Origin of the sequence: Streptomyces carpinensis (assembly GCF_002154505.1) — a bacterium.
GTDB lineage: Bacteria > Actinomycetota > Actinomycetes > Streptomycetales > Streptomycetaceae > Streptomyces > Streptomyces carpinensis.
In genome coordinates this window covers 341-23,968 of record NZ_MUBM01000026.1, presented here as the reverse complement: position 1 = coordinate 23,968, position 23,628 = coordinate 341, and the positions used below count along the sequence as shown (strand labels likewise).

General features: G+C 67.1%; 24 protein-coding genes and 3 pseudogenes. 15 read left to right on the top strand and 12 right to left on the bottom strand.

The features are described 5' to 3' along the window. Positions 1-351 (top strand): hypothetical protein (locus tag BZY54_RS04995; RefSeq protein ID WP_208640555.1); only part of this gene is annotated, 351 nt, incomplete at its 5' end. A 306-nt stretch (positions 352-657) separates the two neighbouring features. Beyond that, positions 658-1,326, top strand: a complete 669-nt coding sequence (locus BZY54_RS04990; protein WP_244216967.1) for a hypothetical protein — start codon at positions 658-660, stop codon at positions 1,324-1,326. An 85-nt stretch (positions 1,327-1,411) separates the two neighbouring features. Here BZY54_RS04990 and BZY54_RS04985 read toward each other — a convergent pair. Then, positions 1,412-1,794, bottom strand: a pseudogene (locus BZY54_RS04985) (transposase); the annotation flags it as partial. Between the two features lie 2 nt (positions 1,795-1,796). On the opposite strand from BZY54_RS04985, the pseudogene BZY54_RS04980 reads away from it, so the two are divergent. After that, a pseudogene (locus tag BZY54_RS04980) lies at positions 1,797-2,023 on the top strand (replication initiator); the annotation flags it as partial. A gap of 547 nt (positions 2,024-2,570) precedes the next feature. Here BZY54_RS04980 and BZY54_RS04975 read toward each other — a convergent pair. The 3 genes from BZY54_RS04975 to BZY54_RS50185 all read right to left on the bottom strand — a co-directional run bounded on the left by BZY54_RS04975 (position 2,571) and on the right by BZY54_RS50185 (position 6,618). Continuing rightward, a complete protein-coding gene (locus BZY54_RS04975) occupies positions 2,571-3,566 on the bottom strand; it encodes a hypothetical protein (RefSeq protein WP_086723312.1) in 996 nt (331 codons plus the stop codon). Between the two features lie 89 nt (positions 3,567-3,655). Then, entirely contained in the window at positions 3,656-3,922 is a 267-nt protein-coding gene (locus tag BZY54_RS50190; protein WP_143668003.1) for a hypothetical protein, read from the bottom strand. Positions 3,923-5,187: 1,265 nt separating this feature from the next. Beyond that, on the bottom strand, positions 5,188-6,618 hold the full coding sequence (locus BZY54_RS50185) for a hypothetical protein (protein WP_143668002.1): 1,431 nt from the start codon (positions 6,616-6,618) through the stop codon (positions 5,188-5,190). Between the two features lie 191 nt (positions 6,619-6,809). On the opposite strand from BZY54_RS50185, the pseudogene BZY54_RS54995 reads away from it, so the two are divergent. Further along, positions 6,810-7,129 (top strand): annotated as a pseudogene (locus tag BZY54_RS54995) (hypothetical protein). Positions 7,130-7,448: 319 nt separating this feature from the next. On the opposite strand, the gene BZY54_RS04965 reads toward BZY54_RS54995, so the two are convergent. The 7 genes from BZY54_RS04965 to BZY54_RS04935 all read right to left on the bottom strand — a co-directional run bounded on the left by BZY54_RS04965 (position 7,449) and on the right by BZY54_RS04935 (position 13,351). Beyond that, the gene (locus BZY54_RS04965) at positions 7,449-8,351 is read right to left on the bottom strand and encodes a bile acid:sodium symporter family protein (RefSeq protein ID WP_086723311.1); all 903 of its coding nucleotides are present in this window, start codon (positions 8,349-8,351) and stop codon (positions 7,449-7,451) included. A gap of 19 nt (positions 8,352-8,370) precedes the next feature. Next, positions 8,371-9,705, bottom strand: coding sequence for a Dyp-type peroxidase (locus BZY54_RS04960; RefSeq protein ID WP_086723310.1), 1,335 nt, complete (start codon positions 9,703-9,705; stop codon positions 8,371-8,373). Positions 9,706-9,725: 20 nt separating this feature from the next. Continuing rightward, positions 9,726-10,739, bottom strand: a complete 1,014-nt coding sequence (locus tag BZY54_RS04955; RefSeq protein ID WP_086723309.1) for a hypothetical protein — start codon at positions 10,737-10,739, stop codon at positions 9,726-9,728. A gap of 11 nt (positions 10,740-10,750) precedes the next feature. Next, entirely contained in the window at positions 10,751-11,284 is a 534-nt protein-coding gene (locus BZY54_RS04950; protein WP_086723308.1) for a hypothetical protein, read from the bottom strand. Between the two features lie 96 nt (positions 11,285-11,380). Beyond that, positions 11,381-11,776: a YybH family protein gene (locus BZY54_RS04945; protein ID WP_208640554.1), complete on the bottom strand. Its 396-nt coding sequence runs from the start codon at positions 11,774-11,776 to the stop codon at positions 11,381-11,383. Between the two features lie 74 nt (positions 11,777-11,850). Further along, a complete protein-coding gene (locus BZY54_RS04940) occupies positions 11,851-12,372 on the bottom strand; it encodes a hypothetical protein (protein ID WP_244216966.1) in 522 nt (173 codons plus the stop codon). 445 nt (positions 12,373-12,817) lie between these two features. Next, positions 12,818-13,351: a hypothetical protein gene (locus BZY54_RS04935; protein ID WP_086723306.1), complete on the bottom strand. Its 534-nt coding sequence runs from the start codon at positions 13,349-13,351 to the stop codon at positions 12,818-12,820. 27 nt (positions 13,352-13,378) lie between these two features. Here BZY54_RS04935 and BZY54_RS54655 point away from each other — a divergent pair, with 27 nt between their 5' ends. The 9 genes from BZY54_RS54655 (at position 13,379) to fabI (ending at position 20,773) form a co-directional block, all read left to right on the top strand. Continuing rightward, entirely contained in the window at positions 13,379-13,504 is a 126-nt protein-coding gene (locus BZY54_RS54655) for a hypothetical protein (RefSeq protein WP_279634647.1), read from the top strand. Positions 13,505-14,192: 688 nt separating this feature from the next. After that, entirely contained in the window at positions 14,193-14,390 is a 198-nt protein-coding gene (locus BZY54_RS04930; RefSeq protein WP_086723305.1) for a hypothetical protein, read from the top strand. Positions 14,391-14,538: 148 nt separating this feature from the next. After that, positions 14,539-15,789, top strand: coding sequence for a helix-turn-helix domain-containing protein (locus BZY54_RS04925; protein WP_086723304.1), 1,251 nt, complete (start codon positions 14,539-14,541; stop codon positions 15,787-15,789). Positions 15,790-16,100: 311 nt separating this feature from the next. Beyond that, entirely contained in the window at positions 16,101-16,646 is a 546-nt protein-coding gene (locus tag BZY54_RS04920; protein WP_086723303.1) for a hypothetical protein, read from the top strand. A gap of 141 nt (positions 16,647-16,787) precedes the next feature. Further along, positions 16,788-17,513: a hypothetical protein gene (locus BZY54_RS04915; protein WP_086723302.1), complete on the top strand. Its 726-nt coding sequence runs from the start codon at positions 16,788-16,790 to the stop codon at positions 17,511-17,513. Between the two features lie 379 nt (positions 17,514-17,892). Continuing rightward, positions 17,893-18,855, top strand: coding sequence for a D-alanine--D-alanine ligase family protein (locus BZY54_RS04910; RefSeq protein WP_086723301.1), 963 nt, complete (start codon positions 17,893-17,895; stop codon positions 18,853-18,855). Between the two features lie 11 nt (positions 18,856-18,866). Further along, a complete protein-coding gene (locus BZY54_RS04905; protein WP_086723300.1) occupies positions 18,867-19,487 on the top strand; it encodes a C39 family peptidase in 621 nt (206 codons plus the stop codon). After that, the gene (locus BZY54_RS04900; protein ID WP_244216965.1) at positions 19,480-19,851 is read left to right on the top strand and encodes a glutamate ligase domain-containing protein; all 372 of its coding nucleotides are present in this window, start codon (positions 19,480-19,482) and stop codon (positions 19,849-19,851) included. Before BZY54_RS04905 ends, BZY54_RS04900 begins: the two co-directional genes overlap by 8 nt. Before the next feature lie 133 nt (positions 19,852-19,984). Then, positions 19,985-20,773 carry an enoyl-ACP reductase FabI gene (gene fabI, locus BZY54_RS04895; RefSeq protein WP_208640556.1) on the top strand — a complete coding sequence of 263 codons (789 nt, stop codon included), beginning with the start codon at positions 19,985-19,987 and terminating at the stop codon, positions 20,771-20,773. A 97-nt stretch (positions 20,774-20,870) separates the two neighbouring features. On the opposite strand, the gene BZY54_RS04890 is transcribed toward fabI, so the two are convergent. Beyond that, on the bottom strand, positions 20,871-21,359 hold the full coding sequence (locus BZY54_RS04890) for an HIT family protein (protein ID WP_086723298.1): 489 nt from the start codon (positions 21,357-21,359) through the stop codon (positions 20,871-20,873). A gap of 143 nt (positions 21,360-21,502) precedes the next feature. Here BZY54_RS04890 and BZY54_RS04885 point away from each other — a divergent pair, with 143 nt between their 5' ends. Beyond that, positions 21,503-22,267 carry an IS5 family transposase gene (locus BZY54_RS04885; RefSeq protein WP_086723297.1) on the top strand — a complete coding sequence of 255 codons (765 nt, stop codon included), beginning with the start codon at positions 21,503-21,505 and terminating at the stop codon, positions 22,265-22,267. A gap of 273 nt (positions 22,268-22,540) precedes the next feature. After that, on the top strand, positions 22,541-23,005 hold the full coding sequence (locus BZY54_RS04880) for a hypothetical protein (protein WP_086723296.1): 465 nt from the start codon (positions 22,541-22,543) through the stop codon (positions 23,003-23,005). Positions 23,006-23,628 lie beyond the last annotated feature (623 nt).

Here is a 23,628-nt window from a genome sequence, read left to right as displayed (position 1 = left end):
GGCGGGGCGATCTCCGTCCTCGGAGGGGTGGGCACCGTCGCATGGCGGATTGTCCGGGCCTCCTCTCATCTCGGCGGCCGGGCCGCCCAGTTCTTCGACGACTGGTACGGCGAAGAGGGGCGGCCGGGCCTTCCGGCCAGGCCCGGCGTCATGGAACGAGTGGCCGGGATCGAGGATCGGCTGACCCGCGTGGAGCACGAGCTGTACCCGAACTCTGGGGGCAGTCTCCGGGACGCGGTGGACCTGGCGAACTCGAGGCTGGCCCGTCTGTGCCCGGACAACGCGGACCAGCCCGAGTCGCCGTCGGACGCGGAGCCAGCCCCTCCGCCGGACGACACGTCCGGCTCCTGATCGAACGGCCGCCCTAGCTCCGGGGGTGGCCGTTCCCGTTTGTGGCATTCTGTGCGGCCGTGTGGCACAGCCACGGGACCGTGTCTTGGGCTGTCTCGATGCGAACTACGGGCGTCGCGGTTGCTGAGGTCTGCCTGGGTGGCCAGGCGGCTGCTTGAGGGCGTTGAAGGTCTGCTGCGGTCACGGTGGTTGCTGTACTGCGCTGCTGTATTGCAGCCGTCCCCCGACGGCTGCGGGCGGCCCGAGTCCCGTAGCATGATCCGGTTCAGAACTCAGGGGGGTCTCGTGCGAACGATACCGACCGCCGTGACGGCGGCCTTGGCCTGCCTGGTCATGGGGGTCGCCGTGACTGGCTGTGCAGACGGCAGCGCCGCGGAGCCGCTCTCCGCCAATCAGATGCTTGACGACGCGAATGCCACGATGCGAGCTCTGAGGTCAGTGACCATCGACACGGTCACCAAGGTGACCGGGGGTGATGATCGCTCCAGCCGTCTGACAACCGACCTCAAGGCCAAGTGCGCGTTCAAGTCGACCTCAGCCACAGGTGCCAGCCTCGAACAAATCCGGATCGACGGGACGGACTACGTCCGCCCGAATCGGACCTACCTCGAGGAGTCAGGCCGGCACATGGTCGGTGCGGACAAACAGGATCGTTGGGTAAAAACCCCTGCCAGCAAGTCGCAGCCGGGAGATGGGCTCTCCCAGTGCACGTATGAATTCGCCTCTTTCGGTCAGGTGGACAAGGGCGAACCGACCAAGGTCAACGGCGCCCCAGCGATTCCGTTGAAGGTAACCGACGAGAAGGACGGCTCCTTCACCTTCTACGTCGCTACCGAGGGCAAGCCGTACATCCTCAAGGTCGTCTACAAGGGCGACGAATTCGACACCGCCACATCGTTCAGTGCCTTCGATGAGCCATTGGACGTGCAGTCCCCGGACAAGGCCAAGGTGCTGGACATGAGCGGCATCGGCTGATGACGAGTTCCTCGTAGAGGCCACGGGCGGCCCCACAGGGACGCGCACGGGTGCACGTGAGGTCGGTGGAGTCTTAATGACCGGGTCAAGCTGCTGTAGCGGTCCGTGTCCTTGCTGGGGGACTGATGGTGAACGGCGGTTGTCGCGTAGCAGGGCCCAGAGGACGTCGACGCGGCGGCGGGCGAGAGCGATGACGGCGGGTATGTGCTTGTGGCCCTGGGCTCGTTTCTTGAGGTAAAAGGTCCGGTTGGGGCCGTCGCGGATGATGCTGGTCTGCGCGGAGAGGTAGAACACTCTGCGCAGGCGGCGGCTGTGGCGCTGGGGTCGGCGGAGGTTGCCGGTGCGGCGTCCGGAGTCTTTGGCGACGGGGACCAGGCCGGCGGCGGAGGCGAGGTGCCCGGCGTCGGGGTAGGCGGCCAGGTCACCCGCGGCGACGAGGAACTCGGCGCTGGGGATGGGGCCAATCCCAAGCCTGCGCCTGGACCTACGCCGGGGACGTCTACCACCTGATCCGTGCCGGAATCACCGGCGATTCCCGGATGGGCAGTCCGGTGAGATCCGCCAGCACCCCGGCGTGTTCGCGACCCTCACCGCCCCCTCGTTCGGCCCGGTGCACAACCGGCCCGACTCCGGGCGCTGCCGCTGCGGCACCCAGCACGTGACGGATGACGCGGTGCTCGGCACTGCGCTGGACCCGTAGCGGTACGAGCATGGAGCGGGTGACGAGAATCGAACTCGCGCTCTCAGCTTGGGAAGCTTGGGTTCCCTGTCGAGGAGCGCTCCACTGACCTACAGCGGAACCGGATCAACGTCCGATCTGCTGTCAGGTCGTTGCCCGATGTTCCCTGTGGTTCCCCGCACGGTCTGGCACGCTCCTGGCACGGTCGTGCTCAATCTGGCTGCCTGGACAGGCGCTTAGAAGATGCGGGCACGCCTTGGCGGGCCGGTCAGATCATCTCGTGCCGCCACCGTGCCGGGCCGCCGAGTGCCGCTGCCGTCCGCCGTCGTTGCCGTCAGCGTTGCCGTCACTGCCGACGGCGGCATCGTGTGAGCACCGCATTAGGAGTTCGATCAGTAGTCAGGGCGCCCGTGGTACCTGCAGGACCGGATGGCCGCGACCGGCCGCCCCGGGGTTTCCACGTCTGCTGTCGTTGATGTCAGACGTGGAGGTCAGCCGATGAACGAGCTTCGGGTCCGGGCAGGGCTCCAAGCCGCCGTACAGCCCGTCCGACCCGTACACACCCTTAGTAGACGAACCATCCGTCTCGGGACGGCTGGGCCATGCCGAGGACTTCGAGTTCGTAGCGGTTGTCGAGTTCGAGGCCGCAGGTGTAGCAATCGAAGTAGTCAGGAAACTCCCCCCTCCAGCGGCTTCTCCCCTTCTTCGCGCGACGCTTGGGCTGGTTACCCAGGGATGCCGCGACATCACCATCTGCGCCGCATACGGGGCACTTCACGGACCGGTAAACGCACGCGCCGTACTCGCTCCTATCGGCCTCTGGCTCCACCATGTCGGCCTTCGCGATTTCTTCCGGCGTCTTCCCGTAGTAGACGAAGCGGTACAGCTTCTTGGCGCACCTGACTTTCACGGCCACTGCTATCTGGGCGGTTTGGAAGTTCTCGCTGCGGAAGTCTTCGACCTCGGGTCTCAGGAGCCCGTCTTCCCAGTTTTCCAGTTGCGGTCCATCGGCAGCTTCGACACCTGCTCCCTTGAGAGCCTGCTCTGCCGCGATCTGGGCGTCTCGCTGCATCTGTTCGAGGTCCAGGCGGGCGTCTGCCCACGGTCCCCAGAAGCTCGGGATGTCCTCTTGGAGGTCTGTCAGGACAGCGTCCGCCACGGTGACAGCGATGGCTAGGGCGTCATGAGTAATGCCATCGTCGTGTGCGCCGACGTGTGCCACACCGTTTCGGGCCGTCAGAAGTGGGTCAAGATCACGCTCTTTGACCGGCATGTTGATCAGATTGGCGGCGCGTTTGAAGGCTTCTACGGCTCCGATGGTCTTGACTTTGGTTGCGGGAGAGGCTGCGTAGGTGCTCTGACCGGTGGCGTGGAGAAGGCTATTGAAATCGCGGCCGTCGACGAGAAGGGATGGGTGGCGGGCGGCGAGGAGTGCCTTGAGTAGGTGTTCGGTGCCAATGCCTCCATGGAGTACGGCCATGTCGTTGTCGCTCGTACACCAGGCGCTCATGGCGCGGTTCATCTGGCGTTGCGCGGAGGCGAGGAGGCTGGTCTTGTCCATACCTGTACTCCTATTCAGGTGGCTGGGCTACTGCCAAGGGGTGGGTCCGGTCCGCAGCCGAGCTGCAAGGCACGCCTGTCCCCCGCCGATCACCGGGTGTGGAAATGCTCGCTGTCACCCAGGTACCGAGTAAAGCCCCGTCTGAAGAGGTCGGCTGCTTCGGGGCCTACTTCTTCAGCGGTGTAGCCGGCGCGGGCCGCTGCGATGCCAGCGTGGTAGTTGAGGTCCAGGCAGGCAGACCTGTAGGCCTCGCTGCCGACGGGACTGCACAGCCCGTCACGCGGCATGGTGCAGTGTGCCGCTGCTGCGACACCGAGTTGAAGGATCTCATCCCTGCTTCGCGAGCTGTTGACCATGCGCTGACGGTAGCCAAGCTAGTGCAGCCACGTACCAGGAACCGTAGAGACCGCTTCTCCCAGGGAGCCGCCGGGCTCAGGCAACCTGCGGGCAGCTATGCACTGTTCCAAAGGCTGGACGACTCGCGGCATTATGGGCGGCCATGGATCTTCAAGGCGTAGGTGCCGTCGCATCTGCTCTCGTGGCCCTCGTAGGCATACCTGCCGCCATTCTGATTGGGCGCGCTCAGACCAAAGCAGCCGTACGCGCGGCCGAGCTTGGGGCTGAAGTGGGTCGGGCGCAAGCGCAAGCTGCCGCCCAGGTGGGGATAGCACAGGCCGAGGCCACCTACCGCGCAGCCCTGGACGCTTCGCGTAGCCAAGCCAGGGCCGAGTATCGCCAGTGGCGTCACACGCTGAGGCGTGAAGCGTGGGCAACGTTCGCAACGGCCGTGAATGACGCCACCGTAGCTGCTGGTGATCTGGTCCGGAAGGCAGGACCCAATGAGGATCACGCCAGGCTGAACAATGCTGTTACCACGGCTGTTGACGCTGTGAAGTTCGCCCACTCTGTGGTTGAGCTGGAAGGTCCCGCCCATGTGGCAGAAGTAGCCGGCCGTGTTCGTGAGGGAGTCACTGCCGTCCTCTTGGCCGCAGCCAAGGCTTCAACTGTCGCACGAGCAGATGCCGTCTTGCGTTCGGTAGAGAAGGGTGAGGGACCGGATGGCGTAACTGCTGCCCATGCCTTGGCTGCACGGGACGCCCTCCATGATCTGAGAGCAGCAGCTCGAGCCCAGGCGGAGGGCAGCAGTTACCCAATCAGCGCGGCAGGCGCACGCAACGTAGCCGTGGCCGAGGCCCAAGCTCTCGTACTGACGACTCTGGCGCAGTGTGGGGTCACGGGTAGGCGAGCCACCTCGCTGATCGACGATGCAAGGCACGGTCCCCCCCAGACAACCGGCGACAGGCCCTACGCGAGGCGGAAGCTGCTTTGGAGCGGACTCTTGCAGAGTGGATAAGTGAAGCCCGTGACTACCTAGACGCGGACGCTCAGACCTGACCTGAGGCAGGGGGCGGACTCCGCGGCGACGCACGACTTCTTCGTCCCGAAGCAACTGCGGTGAGTGCCCGACCTCGGGCCGGTGTGCCTCTCACCTGTCGCGACGCTCCGCAGACGTCTGCGGTTGTCCACTGCTGTTCGTCGGCGTTGTCACGCAGTTAGACACTCAGGATGCTTTGGGCTCAGGCCATCGCTGTACGAGCCCCATGGCGCTCGTACAGCCGCTTCAGATCATCTGCCGGAATCCTGCGCGGATGACCGATTCCACAGCCGTGCGCACGGAACGCACCACAACCCATGCCCCAATAGCGATATTCGCGCCGTCTCCCCGCCGTAGGATCTCAGCCTGTACCTTCAAGTGTTTCGCATCAGGCGTCGTTCCGTGGGGCAAAGCCCAACTCCCCTTATGAGCGACGGAGTTACGCACCGAAGTCCAGATTCCTACCTCGTCCCAAAGGTTGCTCGCGGGACCCGTTGGTACGTGAGACACAAAATTTGAAAGATTTTGATTGGTTGAATGCGCGATCTTCTTTATCAGCTCATACGCCGCCCCCTGCGCCTGGCCCACAGTGTAGGGTTTGCCATCTCCCTTGAGGATCGGGTTTCCACCGCTGTCTACGACCCGTAGATTTCGGGGTAGCACTTCTTTCGCAATCCCTTCTATTAGGTTAAAGCAGCGGAACAACCGATAGTCCCATCGATTCTCCGAAAGGGCGTCGGCGTATAGTGATAACCAGAGCTGGATGCGCGGATCCGTGGCCATGTGTTGCCAGTCACTAAATAATCCTGCAGGATCCTCGCCCGATACGAAACCACCCATCAGGTTGCCTTCATAACCACCTCCCTCTATCCATGAGCCGGAGAAAGCGATTTTTCCCGTGGAGGGGTCAGGTAGCCCGAGTGCCCCTCCCACGATGCGGCCTCGGCTTCCGCGTTTAAGTGCCAAGAGATCCAACAGCTGGTGAGCTGCCTTGCGGGTTACATCGGACGCGGATTGAACATCAGTCGCTTGGACCGACGGCATGTGCAGCACAATTGCAGGACGTCTGCGGCGCATGTCAGACATCCACGCCTGAGGAGCTATTGCAGAGGTGAAGCCAAGTTGAGGAAGGACAGAGTTTAGAACTTCCACGCCGTCCGACCCAAGTGATGACTCCTCGAGTCGTAGAGCGTTGATTCCTGGGACTCTGAGATTGGCTGTCAATAGGATCCCGTCTACCAGGGTCACGGAAGAGAATACGGGATCTCCCGTCGTCACATCGTCGGCCTTGAGGGTGAGTTGATAGCGCGCTTCGCGTTCTGATTCGATCCTTGCCAACTCTGATTCAGCGGTGTCTCCCTGCTCCCAAGCGCCCGGCGTGGCGGGCTCCAAGAACAGCTGGGGTTGTCTAACCTCGATTGGACTACCGGAGCCGTTTGTAAGAGCAGTTAGCCGGATCAAACGGCGCCGAGTCGCTTCTTCAAGTGGCATCCTAAATTCCCAATCGGAGTCCACCTGTCGGCATGTGCCGGATGTGAAGAGGTGATTAGATATGGTGTCGCATTCGATGAAGGTTATCTGAATTGGCCCCGAGACGTCTTTGGGTTCATCGAAGTTGCACCGGGCGATAAATTCGGAATTTTCGGTCATGCAGACGATGCTCTTCAATAGATCCATCTTTTCTCCTTGTAGGCAGAACATTCACAGGCTCAGCCGACGACAGTCAGCCACGACGGCGGGTGCACCGCCCGAACACGCACGCGTATGCCTCGCTGCACCCCGCTGGCCTCAACTATGCCGCCGATGTTGTCGACCAGAGCAAGCCCCGACGGCCGCTTCGTTAGCATTCTCCGCGTCGAGGGGGAGTCATGGCACTGGGGCGTAAGGGCGCACGGCGCATCGTTGTCGACGGCACGGCCTACCGCTGGCGGTTGCGACGCAGGCCGACCTACTCTCAGGCCTGGTCTGGTCACCGTGCACGTTCGCGGTCGAGCATGCGGACACTCCGGGGACAACGCTCGTGGTCACCACCAACCAGCCGCACCCGAGCAATTGGATCGGACGCGAGGCCAATCCGAGGTTGCCCAAGCCGTCGAACGCTGCCCTGCGCGAGGGCTGGACCCCGACAGCTCCAGGCTCCCCCTCTTACCTCGACCTGTCCGCCGGCTTCACGCCCTGGCCGCCCTGAGCAGAGGGGAAGGTGAGCACCGCTTTAGGAGTTCATTCTTGGCTACATGCGCGCTGCCGCGTTGCTACTCCAAGGGCTAAAGGCAGTCCCCCTGCTACCGTCAAGGTCCACATGCCTACGGCTCTGTTGCCGTCGCCTTCTGCCGTCAGGATCCGCGAGCTACGGCCGACCGGACCTGCATGATCCAGTGTGGTCGCTTCCGGGCCCCGCCGGACAACTGCTGAGGAGACGATGCTCATATGGTCAGGCGGCGAGCGCCGGCGGGACGGCGCGGCGCCACTCGATGATGCGGCCCGCCCCGTCGATGAGCATGAGAGCGTCATCGTCGGCCGTTCGTTCGCCTCTCTGTCTCCGCTGCGGTTGCGGTCCTTCGCCGGCTGCTGAGGAATGTGGCGATCGGCAGGGCTGATGCCAGGCCGCTGAGCAGGATGGCGGCGAGCGCTCCGAGGATGGCGGGCTGGTCGTTGAAGGCGATGCCGATCGCGGCCAGTGCGGGACCGGCGTTGCGCACCGATGCGACGCCACCCATGGTGGTGCGTCGCACGGCCGGGCCGGTGGCCAGCAGCGTCCCTACGGCGAAGGCGACGGCCGAGAGCAGGAACCCGGCGAGGAGGGCGAGGGAGCCGAGGAGCGAGATGACGCCCTGCCAGTTGCCGAGCAGCATGCCCGCGAGCACGATCAGGAATGTGACGTTGGAGACCCTGGCGGCCGGGGGATGCCATGACCGTGCGGCGGGCTCGGCGTAGCGGCATATCAGCAAGCCGATGGCGAAGGGTACGAGTTGCAGCAGGGCCACGGTCCGCACCAGGGCTCCGACGTCGAGGGAGACGTTGGTGCCGACGTCGGCGGCGGTCAGCAGGCCGTTGACGGTGGGGGCGAAGGTGATGCTGCCCACGGAGGCAAGCAGCACCTGCATCGCCGCGCCGCCGACGACGTCACCGCTCTGCACCATGGCGAGTTTCGCCCCGAAGGGCCCGCCCGGAGAGGCGGCGACCAGGATGAGCGCGATGAAGGAGGCGGAGGGCAGGCCGAACAGCGCACCGATGCCCCAGCCGAGCAGCGGGACGACCACCAGGTTGGCGATCAGCGCCAGCACCATGAGCGGGACGTCGGCGAAGACACCGCGCAGCGCCGTGACCGTGGCGCCCAGGCCGGCGGCGAACATGGTGGCCGCGATGAAGATGACGGTGACGGCGTTGAGCGCCAGGTGCAGGGTCTCCATCGGGCTTCCCTCACCCCAGTCAGTCGCGGAGTTCGCCGAGCCAGCGCAGGGCGGTCAGGCTCGGCAGGAAGCAGTACTCGCCTCCTCGGGTGACGACAAACCGCTGCAGTGCGGAGAGGCGTCGGCGCAGCGGCCGCCGGGGAATGGTGAAGCCGGCGGAGCCGTCATGGGATCCGGTCACGGGGTCCTGGGCGTCGTTCGCGCCGAAGAAGACGCCGTCGTTCATCCATTGGGACTGGACGAACTCGAACTGCCTCCCCAGGTGCGCGCCGATGAACGCGAACATCAGACCGCGGTCGGCTCCGTCGTCCTCCAGTACCCCCTCGGGCAGCGGCGGGCCGTAGACGGCGCCGCGCCGAATCATGCGGTGCAGGCGCACCTCTCCCGCCACGGCCGCGTCGCGTGGGTTGGCCCGGCGGATGTGGCAGCCGCCGGGCGTCTTGAACCCCGCCGGATCGTCGCTCGCGTACAGGAAGGTGTTACGGCGGTACGGGTCGGCACCGAGGGCCGGGTCGTCGTGGTCCGGGGCCAGTGCCAGGGGAGCTCCGCTGCGCCAGCGCCCCATGATCTTCGCGGCGACCAGCTCCTCGTCCGGGGGCCCGGTCGAGTTGTCCTTCAGATAGCGGCGGAACTCGGCGACGTCCTGATGGAGCTTGCGGAAGACGGCGTAGCTGCCGTTGCGCCCCAGCACGGTCGGGTTCGGGGATTGAATGCCGCCGATCTCGTCCCGGTAGCCGAGGACGAACTCACCTCCCTTCAGCGGCACTTCCAACTGGTTGGAGCCCGGTATGCCGCTGCCTTCGACGGCCGGATGACTGACCCCGTCGCGATAGCCGAAATGCTCCGTCTCGGTGGGCAGCGCGTTGCAGTCCTGTCGCCACATCGCCGTCACGCCGGAGAGCCGGTCGTAGGCGGGGCGGGCCCGGTCGACGGCCGCCTCCAGGTGAGCGGGGTCGGGCGCGACCGCCGTGAGGACCACGTGCAGATGGGGGCTGCCCAGCGGTGCCTCCCAGTGCTCCGGGCTGCTCTCGCCCACATCGCCCAGTGCTGTGGCGCGGGCTGCCATGCCCTGCCGGAACTCCCAGGCGAACGTGTCCAGCGACGCGCGCGGCACTCCCAGCGCCTCCAGGCCGCGGCAGGTGACGGCCACACTCACCCAGGTCTCGCCCAGGGGGCTGACCGACTCCGCTGCGGAGGTCACCAACGTACTCGCCCGCCGCATCAACTCCCGGCCGTCTCCACGGTCATCGATGCGGAAGGCGATATAGGTCGCCGCGTATGGCGTCGGCCGGGGGCTGAGAACCCCGCGCTGGATGTCGTCGAGTTCCAACGAGACGTCCGTGTGCGTGCTCACCGCTCACCTCCGCGCAGTTTCTACTTGGAGACGACGTTCCGCCAGAAGTTCCGCAGGCTGTCGTCACCGCCGAACAGGGAGCTGAAGATGGTCGAGTCCGCCAGCAGCAGATCGGCCGCGCGATCACCGCGGGGCGGCATCCACAGGAACATGTTGAACTCCGCGTTGCCGGCCTCGGTGAACGGATGCGGCCGTGACGTGTCGATCGGCTGCCTGGCCAGCACACGGACGGCGTCCGGGTCGTCCGTCGTCACGTCGTAGTGCGGCAGGTGCATGTGGAAGTTGAAGTTCGTCACCCCTGCCAGCCAGCCTTTCGGGTCCAGGTCCCGGACCGTGGACAGCGGGGCGATCTGGTTGCCCTCGCGCGTGGCCGGACGCAGCCCGTACCGGTTCATGACCGGCACCCCGAGGCCCTTCATCAAGTCCCTCACATAGGTGGCGAACCGCTGCTGCCGGGGCACCAGGGGATCGCCGTGATGGCGGTACTCCATCTCCCGGACCTTCAGGTCGTCCGAGGAACCGACATCGTGGTGCGGGCCCAGGACGAGGCAGGCGTCCTCCCGCGCGAGGAAAGCCCGCAGCGCCTCGATCTCTCCGGGCTGGGCCTCCTGCTCGGTGACCGCGTGGTCCAGCCCGAAAACGAACATGACGTCGGTGTCGCCGAGCACCCGCTCGTCGAGAGGGGTGAAGAAGCCCGCCTGGTCGATGCGCTGGTACACCGGGACGGGATGCCCCGTGACCTCCTCGACGTAGTCCTGGAAGGGCACCCAGGCCCAGAAAAACAGCTCCAGGGAGCCGGCGATGCCCTGCTGGAACCGGTACGGGTCCGACCACTTCGGGTCCTCGTACGCGGGCCAGGCGACCCGCCTGACCTCGGTCATCGTGGAGAAGCGGTTGTCCAGCTCGGTCGCGTTGCGGCCGGCCTCGGCCGGATAGCTCCAGGAGACGTAGATGCTCACCCGCCGCCCGCCAGGGGTGTACTTCCGCGGAATGTGCCGCTGGTTGTACGTGCGTGCGGTCCTGACCTCGCTCATTTCGTCCCGCCTCACTGCATCTGGTCGAGCATCTCCGAAAGGGCGCTCTTGATCCGCAGAGCTTTCTTGATCTCGTCCGCCGTCACGTACGGATACTCTCCGTACTCGATGAAGCTCGGACAGTGGTGTTCCCGTACGAACCGTACGAATGCCTCGGGGTTCGTGCGCCAGTCCTCGGGAAACCCTTCGAGGTTCTCGAAGGTGGTGCTCACGCCCGCCTTGCTGAACAGGGCGACGGCGTCCTCGGTGTACTTGTCGAAGTCGGTGTCGAAGATCCCCTGGTACATGAACCGGGTGTCGTCGTCGAAGAGAACCCAGCGCAGGTAGTGCAGTTTCAACGGGGCGAGAAGGTAGGGGTCCTGCTCAAGCGCGCTGGCCAGGTTGTGGCCGTGCTCCCGTATCGCCTCGGCCCTGCCCGGCTTGACGTCGGCGATGATCGTGAATCCGTAACAGGCCGGGGTCCGGGGAAAGACGGGGCCGTACTTTCCCTGCTCCAGATGATCGGTCTCCTTGGGGATGGCGACCGCCTGCGGCTTGATCTCCATGTCCGCTCCTCTGTCTCCCACAGGCCGAAACCCAAATCCAGCGTGGCACCGGACTGCTGGGCGCGCCCGCTGAGCGGAGAGGGGGCTGCGGGCCGGTCAAGCCCCTTTGGTCCACGCCCAGGCCGTGAGGCGCCACGCTGTGCCCGCCTTGCGGAGCGCCACCGTGAAGACCGAGCCGCTTTGGATGACCCGCTTGCCCCGCAGGTCGAATGTCATGGTCGCGGGGACAACGACGTAGGCGTGATCGCCGGTGACATCGACATGCCGGGGCTCCGCGAGTTCGATGTGGTAGCTCGAGGCCCTCAGGTGCGCACCCTCGGTCAGCACGTCCCTCCACCAGTCCTCGCAGGCTGTTGGTCCCTGCCACACATGCGGTGCCATCCCGTCAAGGATCTGCATCGGGTCAGCGCACGTCGCGGCCATCGCCTTCGCGTCACCGCGGTTGAAGGCATCGACGTACTGGACCACCGCCGCGATGGGATCATTCGACACCACAGGTCTCCTCTCCTCGCGTGCTCGGAGCGTTCTTCTTGTGAAGCCCTTCCTCAGCCCGCTGGAAGACGGAATCAGTGATGGATGGTCGACTTGGCGACAACGATGATCAGGCCGAGCACCAGGTTCACCAGACCGGAGACCACGACCAGTCGGCGAGAGGCTCCGGCGCGCACGGCGGCAACGGTCGACCACGCGACCTGCTCGATCAGGGCGACCCCGAGTGCGAACCATGCCGTTCCGGCAAGGCCCAGCCTCAGCAGGGGGCTGATCGCCACTGCAACGGCTGGGGGAACTGTGGCCTGGACCATCGGCCACTCGTGCCGGGCCACATGGCGTACCTCGCTCCAGCTCAGAAACTGCCCGTGCGCCCGCTCGCCGGCCAGACGGGCGTAGACGTGGGCGGCCCAGAACACGATGCCGGTGACGAGGAGCAACAGCACGAGTCCGAGGCGGGGGAACGGACCGAACGCTCCGGTCCCGGCTATGACGGACGCGGCCAGGAGCGCACCGTAGATCGCACCCGCGTAGTCGGTCCGCGGCCAGTCCAGACGGTGCTCTGCCGTGCCGCCGTTCGGGGAGGGGACGTTGGGCACACCTCCAGGATTGCCGGGACCACCGCACAGTGCACGACGAAGGCCACCCACTTGCAGCAGTCGGCCGACCGCAGCCCGCGGCCGAGGCCGGCATGACGGTGACGCCCACCGGCGACAAGACCAGCCGCTGGCTGGAGATGCGCGTCCCACGAAGGAAGATTGCGGTGCCGGATGGCGTATGCCTCCGTGTCAAACCTCTCGTTGACGCACGCTAGTCGCCGCATGGCTGATTCCATCTTGGGCCTGGCCCTTGCTGACTGCTATGGAGCAGCCCCAAGGCAAAAGGGTGCACATTGGAGATATGCAGGAGATATGCACCGTGGGCAGCTGCGCGTTCCCGGGATGCTCACCGGTATTCCTCGCTGGTCCCCGCCGCTCACTGGCTGATCGGGCACGTGGGGGCCACGCGCGCTCCTCTCCGACCCTTGGCACGTCGTGACGGAGATCAGGGCGACGCGGTAGCGGAAGGGGTGCTGCAAGGGCCCGCCCCTCGGAACACCAGCCCCTCGAATGGTTTGGCTCGTCCCTGCCGTTCGACGTCCGGACCGAAGGCGACGGCTTTCTCGGAGACTGTTCCGGAGACGAAGGTCAGCATCCACCCCTTCTTCTCCAGCGACCAACCCTCGTCGGCGGCGGACGAGTGCTGCCTCGTCTTGCCCCAGCCACGGTTTTTCAGCCTGGTGACGACCTTGGCGACGGCCTCCGGATCCGGCTTGGTGCCGCCCCGCACGACGGCACTAACCTCGCAGGGGCTGAGCAGCTCCTTCGCGGCGATGAAGCGCGGTGGCCCGAAGTCACCAGCGGCCACGGCCGCTCGGATGTCGTCCCGCACCGCCTCACGAATCACCGCGGCCCGGTCCGCCGCCACGGCCGAGTGGCCGCCCTCCGCATCCGCGCCTGAGTCGCGTTCTCCGCCACCGCAAGCTGCCAGCATCACGGCCGCCACGATCACGGCCGCAGCCGTCCCCACCCGGCGCATCTCTCTCCTCTACCTCATAGATCGCACATGCCGGGGCAGAGTTTCACACAGGGCCGCTGCGAGTTTCCTGGCGTGGACCAGAACCGAGGCGACGGCCTCCACCACGCCGTCCAGGCCGTCGCCCGCATGCACAACCTCGCCCTCACCGCATGACCACACACGCCCAAACACCGCCTCAGCCTGCGTGATCACCGCCTTCTGCAACACCCTTTAGGGCGGCGCGGCAGATGCGGCGGGCCGCCCACTCCGAGCCGTGTCCGGTGTGCCAACACCCGTGGAACCGGCATGCGCTCGTCGACGGGCAGCGGCCCGCACACGCGGACACGACAGCCTGATCTCGTGCCGGGACTGCGCGGAGACGGCCGCGCGCAATCCGGCCGCGTACGCCTTTAGTGAGATGGCGCGGATCTTGAGCACGCGGCCGCCGCGGCTGCCTGCACTGCAGCTGGCATCTTCGCTGGTCGGGGCCGGTGTAGGAGGGCGCCGATAGTCTGGTGCCGTCCACGACAGGTGTCCCGCCTGGTGAGTACGCGCCCCTACCAAATGGCACTCCCGGTAGGGGCGCGTCCATGTTCAGGCCGCTTCGACGACCTCGATGTCGGAGCCGGCCGCCCACGCCTCAAGGGCGAGGTGGTACGCGGCGGTGCGCTCCGGGCTCGGTTCTTGGTCCATGAGGTGGCGGATTGTCTCGTTGACCTGATCCCGCGCAGGGGCGACCTGGCCGGATGGCCTGGGGGAAGAGGGCATACGCATACGGTACGAGGTGTCACTGACAGTGTGCACCGCCAATCGCGTTCTATTCTGTTCGAAAGATTGCGGAGCAAGTAGAACGGACGCCGAGATGGGCACACCCGCCGTCGTGGAACTGGGGAGCTACCCGTACCCCGTGTGGGGGTCTGCCGAGGAGGGCCTGTGCGCCCGGTGTTCGGAGAAGTGCAAGAGGTACGGCGAGGGTGCGAACCCGCTGTGCCGTGACTGCTTCGCCGTCGTCGCAGCGAAGTGGGGGCCGGGTGTGCGGCAGAAGGGCTTCAACGCCTGACCGGGCGTCAACTGGACGGCCGGCTCCAGGGAAGTAAAGGCGGCCAGCGGACGCCGGGGTACGTCAACGCCCCGTGAGCTTTGGGGGCGTCACGGGGCGCTGTTCGCAGTACCGTTTTGAGTGTCGAGGTCAAAACGGAGGCTCCAGTATGGCGCACAACTCCAGCCCGTTGGGAGAGACCGTCCGCGCTCTTCGCCGGACGGCCGGAATGAGTCAGGAACAACTCGCGGAAGACTCCGGCCTGTCGGTCGGGACGATCAGGAAGATTGAGCAGGGCGGCCAGGCTCGGGTGGACACCTTGCACCTCATTGCTCGCACGCTCGGCGTACCTACCTCCACGCTCTTCGCGCCAGGGGCGCCGCTCCCGGTGGAGGAGGACGGGACGAACCGTCAGCTCCTGGCGCAGCTTCGGCAGGCGCTCATGCCGCCCGTGGGGATCTCGGCGCAGACTCTGGCCGACCCGGGCGAGGCGGAGTCCCTGCCGGAGATCCGCCGGCGCATTGAGGACGCGTTGGAGCTCTACAACGCGGACCGGTATGACTCCGTCGCGCGGATGCTCCCCGGGCTGCTGCGCACCGCGGAGGCGGCGACGGTGGCGGCCGGGGAGGAGGAGACGCACCAGGAGGCCGTCCTCGTGCAGGCTCACGCTCTGCTGCTGGCCGGGAAGTACCTCACGCAGGTGAGGCAGTACGACATGGCGTATCACGCGTTCGTGGACGGTATCCGCCTGGCGCGGGAGCTGGACGACACGCAGGCCGCTGCAACCGGGGTCACCGGCCTGTGCTGGCTCCTCCTCCGGCAGGACCGTTTCGACGAGGCGGAGCACCTGGCGGCCACGACGGCGGAGCAGATCGAACCGAAGTTCTCCACGGCCACGGCCGGGCAGCTGGCGGTGTGGGGGGAACTCTGGCTCCGGATCGCGTCGGCGGCGGTGCGGAACAACCGGCCGGACGAGGCGGCGGAGGCCCGACGGATGGCTGCTACCGCGGCGTCCGCCGTGGGCGTGGAGCACGCCGACTACCGCACCCATTTCAGCCGGTTCGGGCCGGTGACGGCAGAGCTCAAGGCCGTGGAGGACCTGGCCCTGGCCGGGGACGCCCACGGCGTCCTCCGCCGCGCGGGCGACGGCCTCCTTTCCCGGAGCGCCCGGCGGAAGGTCGGCCGGCCGACCAATTTCAACTGGAACCGTCACCGGCTGGACGTGGCGAAGGCCCACGTGATCCTGGGCTCCACGCAGGACGCCATGGACGAGCTGGTCCGCATCCGGCGCACGACCGGCAATTGGATTCAGCATCAGCCGATGGCCCGCTACGTCATGCGGGACATTCTCAGCACCCGGAAGCGGACACTCACCAAGGAGATGCGGGACATGGCGGTCCACCTTAACGTCCACGCCTGACGTCCCGACACAACTACTACGGAGCGTGGTAGTTCGCTGACGCACCGCGGCGAACTGCCATGCCCTGTGTGTGGTCCACGTCACACGACGCCCGTACGGTCCATGGCATCCAACCAGATGTCGACGCCAGGGGCATGGACCATGCGGAGAACACGAGATGACCGGCAAGGGCGCCGTGACCTGACCGACGCCTCCGTGACCGCCACGACACCGGTGACAGAGCCGGGCCCGCTCCTCCCCTTCCCGCTCGCCCCCGTCATGCCGTTACCGGACCCCCGCACGCCGGCCCGGGAGCGAGCGGAGACCGAGCGGTGAACCGGACCGAAGAACGGCACGGGGTGGACCCCGTGGACCTGGTGGACCGGCGGGAGCGGCACCTCGCCGTCGCCCACTGGCTCCTGACCGCCGCCGGTGACGCCGAGGTGGCCCGTAAGGAGTGGCAGGGGCAAGGCGTGGCGCTCCTGGCGTGCGGCGGGATCTTCGCCGCGGTCCGGCTCCCCGGTGACCTGGTGCGCACCGTCGCGCGCACGGAGGACCAGGACGAGGTGAACGCGTTCCTCGCCCGCGCGCTGGAACGCGGCCCGGTGACCGGAGACCGGTACGCCGACCACTATCACGCGCTTGTCCCCGCCACCACGGCGTGGCGGTGGAAGCCGCGGTCCCGTCGGGGCCTGGAATGCCTCGGCCGGGACTGCTACCTGGGCGTGCCGTCGCCGGACCCTGACGACCCCCAGGGCCGCTCGTTCTGGGCCGTCCCCATGGCCTCCCCTGGGGCGCTCTGTGACCCGCGGCTGGTGTGGGCGATGGTCCAGCTCGGCACGGCCCGCCAGGCCGCCGCGGCGGGCCAAGGGACATGAGCCGCTGGCGACCGGACAGCACGGCGGGCCAGGCCTTGTACGTGGTCGTCCTGGGCGCCCTGATCATCACGCTCCTGGTCGGCGTCGCCACCGGCCACTGACCGGCCCCTGCAGGGGCCATCCGCAAAGGGGGAAGAGCACGTGACCACCGCACCGGACCGCCTGCGGTCGCGCCCCGAGGCGTCGAGCATCCTGCCGCCGCCACCGCCCGGTGTCGTGCCGTACATCGCGGGCTACAGCCGAGAGCAGATCATCACCCCGCGCCTGACCCACGGCCCGGGGCCAGCGGTCGGCTTCGTGGACGAGACACCGCACGACCGGGACAGCTTCGGCGTGCCGTGGGTACGGCCGTCACTCCTGCCGAAGGCGCGGCGCGGGGAACCGCGCTTCAAGGAGGTCCACCCGTTCCGGCAGCGCCGGGCGATGCTGGACCAGCTGTGCCAGGTCTGCGCGCGCCCGGCGGTCTCGGACCTGGATGCGCCGCGCCTCTACGTGATGCACGGCATCGGGCGGCCGGTGGAGGAGGGGGAGCTGACGGCGAGTCCGCCGGTGTGCCTGCCCTGCGCCGCCATCGCCGTGCAGGTCTGCCCGTACCTGCGACGTCACCACGTGGCGGCGTGGGTGAGGTCCACGCCCGCCTGGGGCGTCATCGGCCACGTGCACGACCCGCAGACGCTGCGAGCCTTCGCCCAGGACCAACAGGTGGAGTACGGCTCCCCGGCCGCCGCGTGGGTGGTGGCCGCGCGACTGGTGTCCATGCTCTACGAGGTCACGCCGATGGACCTGGAGGCGGAGTTCGCCCGCCTCGGCCGCGACCGCCTGGAGGAGGAGTTCAGCCGCGTCGCTGAGCTCATGGCGGCGGCCTGACCGCCTCACATGCACCCCCACGGAGACGGCGGCGGCGCCGCTCCGCGGGGGCCCTACCCCGCCCGCTCATCCCTCCCGTGATGGGTGAAGGCCATACCGGCTCAGGGCGGGTCCCGGTCCCGGCCGCCTGGTTCGACGGCGGCCGGGACCAACACCACAGACCCCCGCCCCGGGCCGGCGTGCCGCCGTGACCGGAGACCTTGGCGGCCGGACGCCCCCATCACCCCCGAGGGGGGCGTCCAGGCCCGGCCGCAGGGGCGGGTATCGCGGTCCCGGCTGCACGTCCTCGGGCGGAGCGGTGCAGCCGGGACCGTCGCAAGCCGTCCCGTGACGTAGCGGGCCGGTGGTCATGACGCTCAAAGGAGAGACCGTGACGGTAATGACGGTGCCGGACATCCAGACCCTGCGGATCGGTGTCCTGTGTGGAGGCGACTCCCCGGAGAGGCCGGGATCGCTTGCGTCCGGCGAGCATGCGGCGAAGGCGCTCGCAGGGGCGGGCCTGGAGACGCAGCTCATCGACACGGCGGAAACGCCGGTCTCGGCCCTGCCAGGCCAGGTCGACGTTGCCCTACTCGGGCTGCACGGCCTCGGTGGAGAGGACGGCAAGATTCAGGGCGCCCTCGACACCTTCGGACTGCCGTACACCGGGTCCGGCGTCCTCGCCTCGGCGCTCGGCATGCACAAGCCGACCTTCAAGAAGCTGCTCGCGAAGGAGTGCATCGACACGCCCCGGTGGACCATGGTCGATTCGACGGCGACCGTGGCGTCCGTGCTGTCCGTGGTGCAGTACACCTTGGGATATCCGGTGTTCATGAAGCCTTCGTCGGGGGGCGGCAGCCTTGCCGCCGGGATCGCCCGCGACGAGGGAGCGCTCCGCAAGATGCTCGAAGCGGCGAAGGCCGAGCCCTACGCCGAGTACATGGTCGAGGAGTACGTCCAGGGCATCCCGTGCACGGTCGGCCTGGTCGAGGTCGACGGCCGGCTCGTGACGCTGCCCGTGCATGACGTCGAGTCGCGGAACGAGTTCTACGACTACGAGGCCAAGCACAACCCGGACCTCCGTGTCGAGCACTGCCCGTCGATCCTCCCGGCCCCGACTACCGAGGCCATGCATTACCTCGCCCGCCGCGTGTTCCGCATGATCGGCGCGCACGGCGTGCTGCGGGTCGACTTCCTCGCGGCGGCGAACGGCCGCGTCACGGTCCTGGAGTGCAACACGCTGCCGGGCCTGAGCGAGCGGGGGAATCTCGCCACCATGGCGAGGGCCGGGGGTATCCCGTATCCCGCCCTGATGCAGCACATCGTCAGGACTGCGTTCACGAAGCCGGCCTACCTTCCGTAAGACTGGGGCGCATGCGCGCCCTGACGATCACCCATCCCGTGCCCTACTACTCGCAGTGGGAATCCGCCGCCCTCGTCCCGGAGTTCATCACCGGCCGACGGGACGCGGCGGATGACCCGCTGTGGCAGAAGTCCGGAGCCGACAGCCCGCAGGAGTACGCCTTTTGGGCGCCGCGTATGTGCGGCGTGGCGTGCCTGCGGATGGCGCTGGACTACTGGGGGCGCCCGGTGCCGCCCTCCGTGCCGCTCGTGAAAGAGCTGTGCGAGGCCGGCGCCTACGTACGCGAAGGGGACCAGGTGAAGGGCCTGATCTACCGACCTTTCGCCGAACACGTGACGGCCCGGTGGGGACTGGCGGCCGAGGCCGCCCCCGAGCTGCCTGCCGCCCGCGTTGCCGAAGCCGTCACCGACGGCGGCCTGGTCCTCCTCTCCGTGCACAAGACGATCCGCACGGCCGACGAACGGCCGCCGAGCAAGGGCGGGCACCTGGTGCTCGCCGTCGGAACGAGAGAGGAGGCACTGATGGTGCACAACCCGTCAGGGCTGCCCGGCATCTCTCAGAAGGCCCATGAGGTGCCGTGGGAACGACTGGACCGCTTCTATGCAGGCAGGGGCGTGATCTTGAGTGGCTGAGCAGACCACCGTCCAAGCCGCCAACAGCGAGCCTCTGGCGCGGCGGATCGCCGTGCTCGGCGAGATGCTGGAGCTCGGCGACGAGGCGGCCCGAGCGCACTGGGAGCTCGGGCAGACGGCTGGCGAGCTCGGCATCGACATCGTGATCGCTGTGGGCGACGCGATGGCCAAACAGGTCGCTCTGGGCGCGGCTGATGCCGGTGTCGAGGCCGCCATCGTTCGGGACAACGAGACGGCGACCGCCCTCCTCGACAAGTTGCTCCAGCCTGGCGACGTCGTCCTGATCAAGGGCAGCCGGGGCGGGATGCGGTGGCAGATCGCGCAGGCCCTCACCGGTCAGGAGATCACCGGCATCCTCAGCTGAGAGGAGGAGGCCGCGCCGACTCACCGAAGTGATCTGACGCTCTGCAAGCCCCTTCGCAGTAAGGCCCCGTGGCCGGACAGCGAAGCCGTCAAGAAGGACAAGGCCGTGGGCACCGAGACCTGCGGTGAAAGGACTGAGTATGAGTCTGACCGGCAGGAAGAGCCTGGTCTTCGGTGTCCTCACCGAGACCTCGATCGGCTTCAACATCGCCGCGGCAGCGATGAAGGCGGGCGCGGACGTGATCCTCGCCAACGCCCCGGGACGACCCTGGGCCATCATGTCCCGTGTCTCGCACCGGCTGCCGAAGGTGCCGTTGGTGTGCATGTCCGCAGACGTCACCAAGCCCGGCGACCTGCAGTCCATGGCCGAGGAGATCCAGCGGGACTACTGGAAGAGCCTTGACGGCGTGGTGCACGCCGTCGCGTTCGCGCCGCAGGACGCCCTCGGCGGGAACTTCCTCAACACGCCGTTCGAGTCCGTGTCCACCGCCATGAACGTCTCGGCGTTCTCCCTCAAGGCCTTGACGGCAAGCATGCTGCCGCTGCTGGAGAAGTCCGAGTTCGGGGCGTCAGTGGTCAGCCTCACGTTCAACGCCGGCGTGGCATGGCCGGTCTACGACTGGATGGGCCCCACCAAAGCCGCACTGGAGTCGGTCAACCACTACCTCGCCCGGGACCTGGGGCCGAAGGGCATCCGCGTGAACGCGGTCGACAGCGGACCGATCACGACCATGGCCGGCGAGTCCATCCCCGGCTTCGACGAGCTGGCGAAAGTCTGGTCCGAGCGGGCCCCGCTCGGCTGGGACACCTCGGATGCCACTCCGGTGGCCGACACGGTCGCCTTCCTGCTGAGCGATGCGGCCCGCGCCATCACGGGCCAGGTGCTGCACGTGGATGGCGGTTTCTCCGCCGTGGGCGCCTGAGCGGCCGTCGGCCTCCGCTCCGTCCGGGCTTCCGGCAGTCGCAGGGGCCGCCATGACCCCTCACTGAGCCTTTTCCAACCTCACGTTGAGGGCGTGATCAGCTGCGGTGTTCGGCGCTGCTGTCTGCGATCGACCGGAACAGCTCGCGAGCCCGCTCACAGAACCGCTCGACCTCCGTGATGTCCGGCTTGTCACCGTCGGCCAGCATCCGGGCCTGGAGCTGCTCGGAGCGCAGCCCGCCGTAGCGGGCCCTCACCTCAGCGGTCACCGGCTGGACCGCGATGTGCAGGTGTTTGCGCGCGTCGCGGCCGTGCGACCACATGCAGACGTAGGTCTGCTCGGGCTGGCACAACGTCTCCACCACACGAGCGGTGTCGCGCAGCAGCGGGCCGAGTTCCGCCGCTGCCGTGTCGTCGAGTTCGGCGATGGCCACGACGTGGTCCCGCGGGCCGACGATCAGGGTGCCGAGATTCATCGGGCCGACGACGTGGTTCACCACCCAGGCAGCGGTCTCGTGCAGGACGCCCCCAGGCAACTCCCGGCGCCCGGTCAGAAGGTCACACCCAAGACACCCCGTTACATCCACGCGCACCAGCGTATACAGAACCGGCAACGATGAGGGCCGACGGCCAACTCGGCTGATGAATACACCGGTTGGGCTGCGCACGCGATGAAGCTCCTGGTAGACGGGTTCACGACCAAGATCGCCCGTGCCGCCAGGAGCTTGATGTGCTTGTTTACCCGTCTGCCCTCGACCTGTCCACTCGGCACCTGCGGTTCCTGACCGACCGGTTGGTCGCACATCGGGCGGCGTGCGGGACTCGGTGGCGCCGGCTGTCCGCCGGCCGCCAGGCGCTGCTGGTACTGGCACACCTGCGCCTGGGGCATACCTACGCGCAGCTCGCGGCCGGGTTCGAGGTGGGCGTGAGCACGGTGTACCGGTACATCACGGAAGCCGTCGCAGTGCTCGCGGTACGGGCGCCCGACCTCGCCACAGCGGTGACGGCAGCCTCGGCAAAGGCGTTCGTGATCCTGGACGGGACGCTGCTGCCGATCGACCGGATCGCCGCTGACCGGCCCTTCTATTCCGGTAAACACAAGAAGCACGGCATGAATGTGCAGGTCATCGCCGATCCACACGGGAAGCTGCTGTGGGCCTCGCCCGCTCTGCCCGGCGCCGTGCACGACATCAAGGCCGCCCGAACCCACGGCATCATCGACGCCCTCACCGAGGCGGGCCTGACCTGCTGGGCGGACAAGGGCTACCAGGGCGCGGGCGGCACCGTGCGGGTGCCCTTCCGCGGCCGGTGGGACCGGCTCTCGGCAGGCCAACGCGCGGTCAACGCCGCGCACGCCCGCATCCGGGCCCTCGGCGAGCAGGCCATGGCGACCCTGAAGACCTGGCGCCTGCTACGGAAGTTCCGCTGCAGCACCACCCGAATTACCAGCCACCTCCAAGCCGTCCTCACCCTCCACCTGACCTGCTCAAACTGAGGTTGGCAAAGGCTCACTGACTGATCCGAGACCCGGAGAAGGCGGCCGTCGACGAAGCAGCGTGGACGGGAGTAGTGGAAGTTCCAGCCCCGGGCGGGCGGGGACTTCTGTCTCCAGATGCGGATAGCGCTCTTCAGTCGCAGTCTGGAATAGACAGATGGACTGTGTCGCGAGCCCAACATGAATGGCGTTCCCCCTAATCCGGAGAAGCGTCGCTCCCTGCAGAGTAGGGCTGCAACTATCGGCACCTACTCACAGGTCGCAGCGACTCTAATGGCGCTTCTCGCGTTGATACTCTCGGCGTGGACGATTCACGCACTGGAAGAAATTGCACTCAAGCAGCAGGAACTTTCGATTCAGCAGCAAATTCCCAAGGTCTATGCTTATGTGGGGCTGGGGGAAAAGGGGGAGCAGGACTGGCTCATTATAGAGAACCACGAGGCCAGGGCGTTGATCGACGTGCGATTCGTCTTCGTGGATCCGGCCGGCGAACCTGTCTACGAGGAAACTGATGATTATGTGACCCCTTGCACAACGGACAGCTACGAGCTAACCAAGAGGGATGACACGGGGGTATCGGACCTCGACTATGTGACAACCTTCCGATACTTGCAAAGGTATTGGAAGCAGCCGGGGTTTGGGGAGGTGCAGGCGACTAACAAACCGCAGAGCATCGCAGGCGCCGCAGAGCTTCACTTCTCAAAATCAACCACTGAGGACACCCCGGGATGCGGTTGAGTCGTCAATCAGTAGAGGGCCCCAGTAATCATCGGGGCCTTCTACCGTCACCGCGTCATCCGGTGGAGGAGGCCGTCGAGGATGTCCCAACCACCTGTTCCAGCCCATGCCTCGACGCTGTCCGCGTCGGAGCCTGGGGCAGTTTCCAGCCAGTATGGCGATAGATGGAGGCCTGCACCCCCCGAGGTGGTGAGCGGCAGGCCAGAGTAGATGCGAGTCCGGGTTCCCGCCTGGTGTTCCCGTGGGAACACGGAGGCAAGGCAGAACGGTCTGGGGCGGGCCGAGGCGACGCGAGGCGGGCTGAGGCGGGCTACGTTTGTGCAGGTCGGGCGAAAACCGCAGGTCAAGGCATGCGGGAAGAACCGACTGTGCGGGGGCTCGGGCCGTAGTCGTCCCTGGGTCCTGTCGTCCCCCCGACCGTCAGAAGCCGAGGCGCGCGAGCCGAGCGGGCCGCGAGGCGACCGGTGCCTACGTGCCGCAGGACGTGACGGTTCTCGTGGGAGTGTCCATGGGGTTCGGGGCGGAACGTCTCCCGCACCACCCAGCCGCCGGGCTGGTCGGCGGCGGCGCGGACGCAGCCGTCCTCGGCCACCGAGAGATAGCGGCCGTCCGGCGCGCGCGGG

What these genes read in the sequence shown, in the direction of transcription:
- BZY54_RS04930 (WP_086723305.1), top strand. Translation starts at nt 14,193, where the DNA reads ATGGGCACACCCGCCGTCGTGGAACTGGGGAGCTACCCGTACCCCGTG.
- BZY54_RS04955 (WP_086723309.1), bottom strand. Translation starts at nt 10,739, where the DNA reads ATGAGCGAGGTCAGGACCGCACGCACGTACAACCAGCGGCACATTCCG.
- BZY54_RS04910 (WP_086723301.1), top strand. Translation starts at nt 17,893, where the DNA reads ATGACGGTGCCGGACATCCAGACCCTGCGGATCGGTGTCCTGTGTGGA.
- BZY54_RS50190 (WP_143668003.1), bottom strand. Translation starts at nt 3,922, where the DNA reads ATGGTCAACAGCTCGCGAAGCAGGGATGAGATCCTTCAACTCGGTGTC.
- BZY54_RS04965 (WP_086723311.1), bottom strand. Translation starts at nt 8,351, where the DNA reads ATGGAGACCCTGCACCTGGCGCTCAACGCCGTCACCGTCATCTTCATC.
- BZY54_RS04880 (WP_086723296.1), top strand. Translation starts at nt 22,541, where the DNA reads ATGGCGCTTCTCGCGTTGATACTCTCGGCGTGGACGATTCACGCACTG.
- BZY54_RS50185 (WP_143668002.1), bottom strand. Translation starts at nt 6,618, where the DNA reads ATGGATCTATTGAAGAGCATCGTCTGCATGACCGAAAATTCCGAATTT.
- BZY54_RS04950 (WP_086723308.1), bottom strand. Translation starts at nt 11,284, where the DNA reads ATGGAGATCAAGCCGCAGGCGGTCGCCATCCCCAAGGAGACCGATCAT.
- BZY54_RS04975 (WP_086723312.1), bottom strand. Translation starts at nt 3,566, where the DNA reads ATGGACAAGACCAGCCTCCTCGCCTCCGCGCAACGCCAGATGAACCGC.
- BZY54_RS04935 (WP_086723306.1), bottom strand. Translation starts at nt 13,351, where the DNA reads ATGCGCCGGGTGGGGACGGCTGCGGCCGTGATCGTGGCGGCCGTGATG.
- BZY54_RS04925 (WP_086723304.1), top strand. Translation starts at nt 14,539, where the DNA reads ATGGCGCACAACTCCAGCCCGTTGGGAGAGACCGTCCGCGCTCTTCGC.
- BZY54_RS04905 (WP_086723300.1), top strand. Translation starts at nt 18,867, where the DNA reads ATGCGCGCCCTGACGATCACCCATCCCGTGCCCTACTACTCGCAGTGG.
- BZY54_RS54655 (WP_279634647.1), top strand. Translation starts at nt 13,379, where the DNA reads ATGCCGGGGCAGAGTTTCACACAGGGCCGCTGCGAGTTTCCTGGCGTG.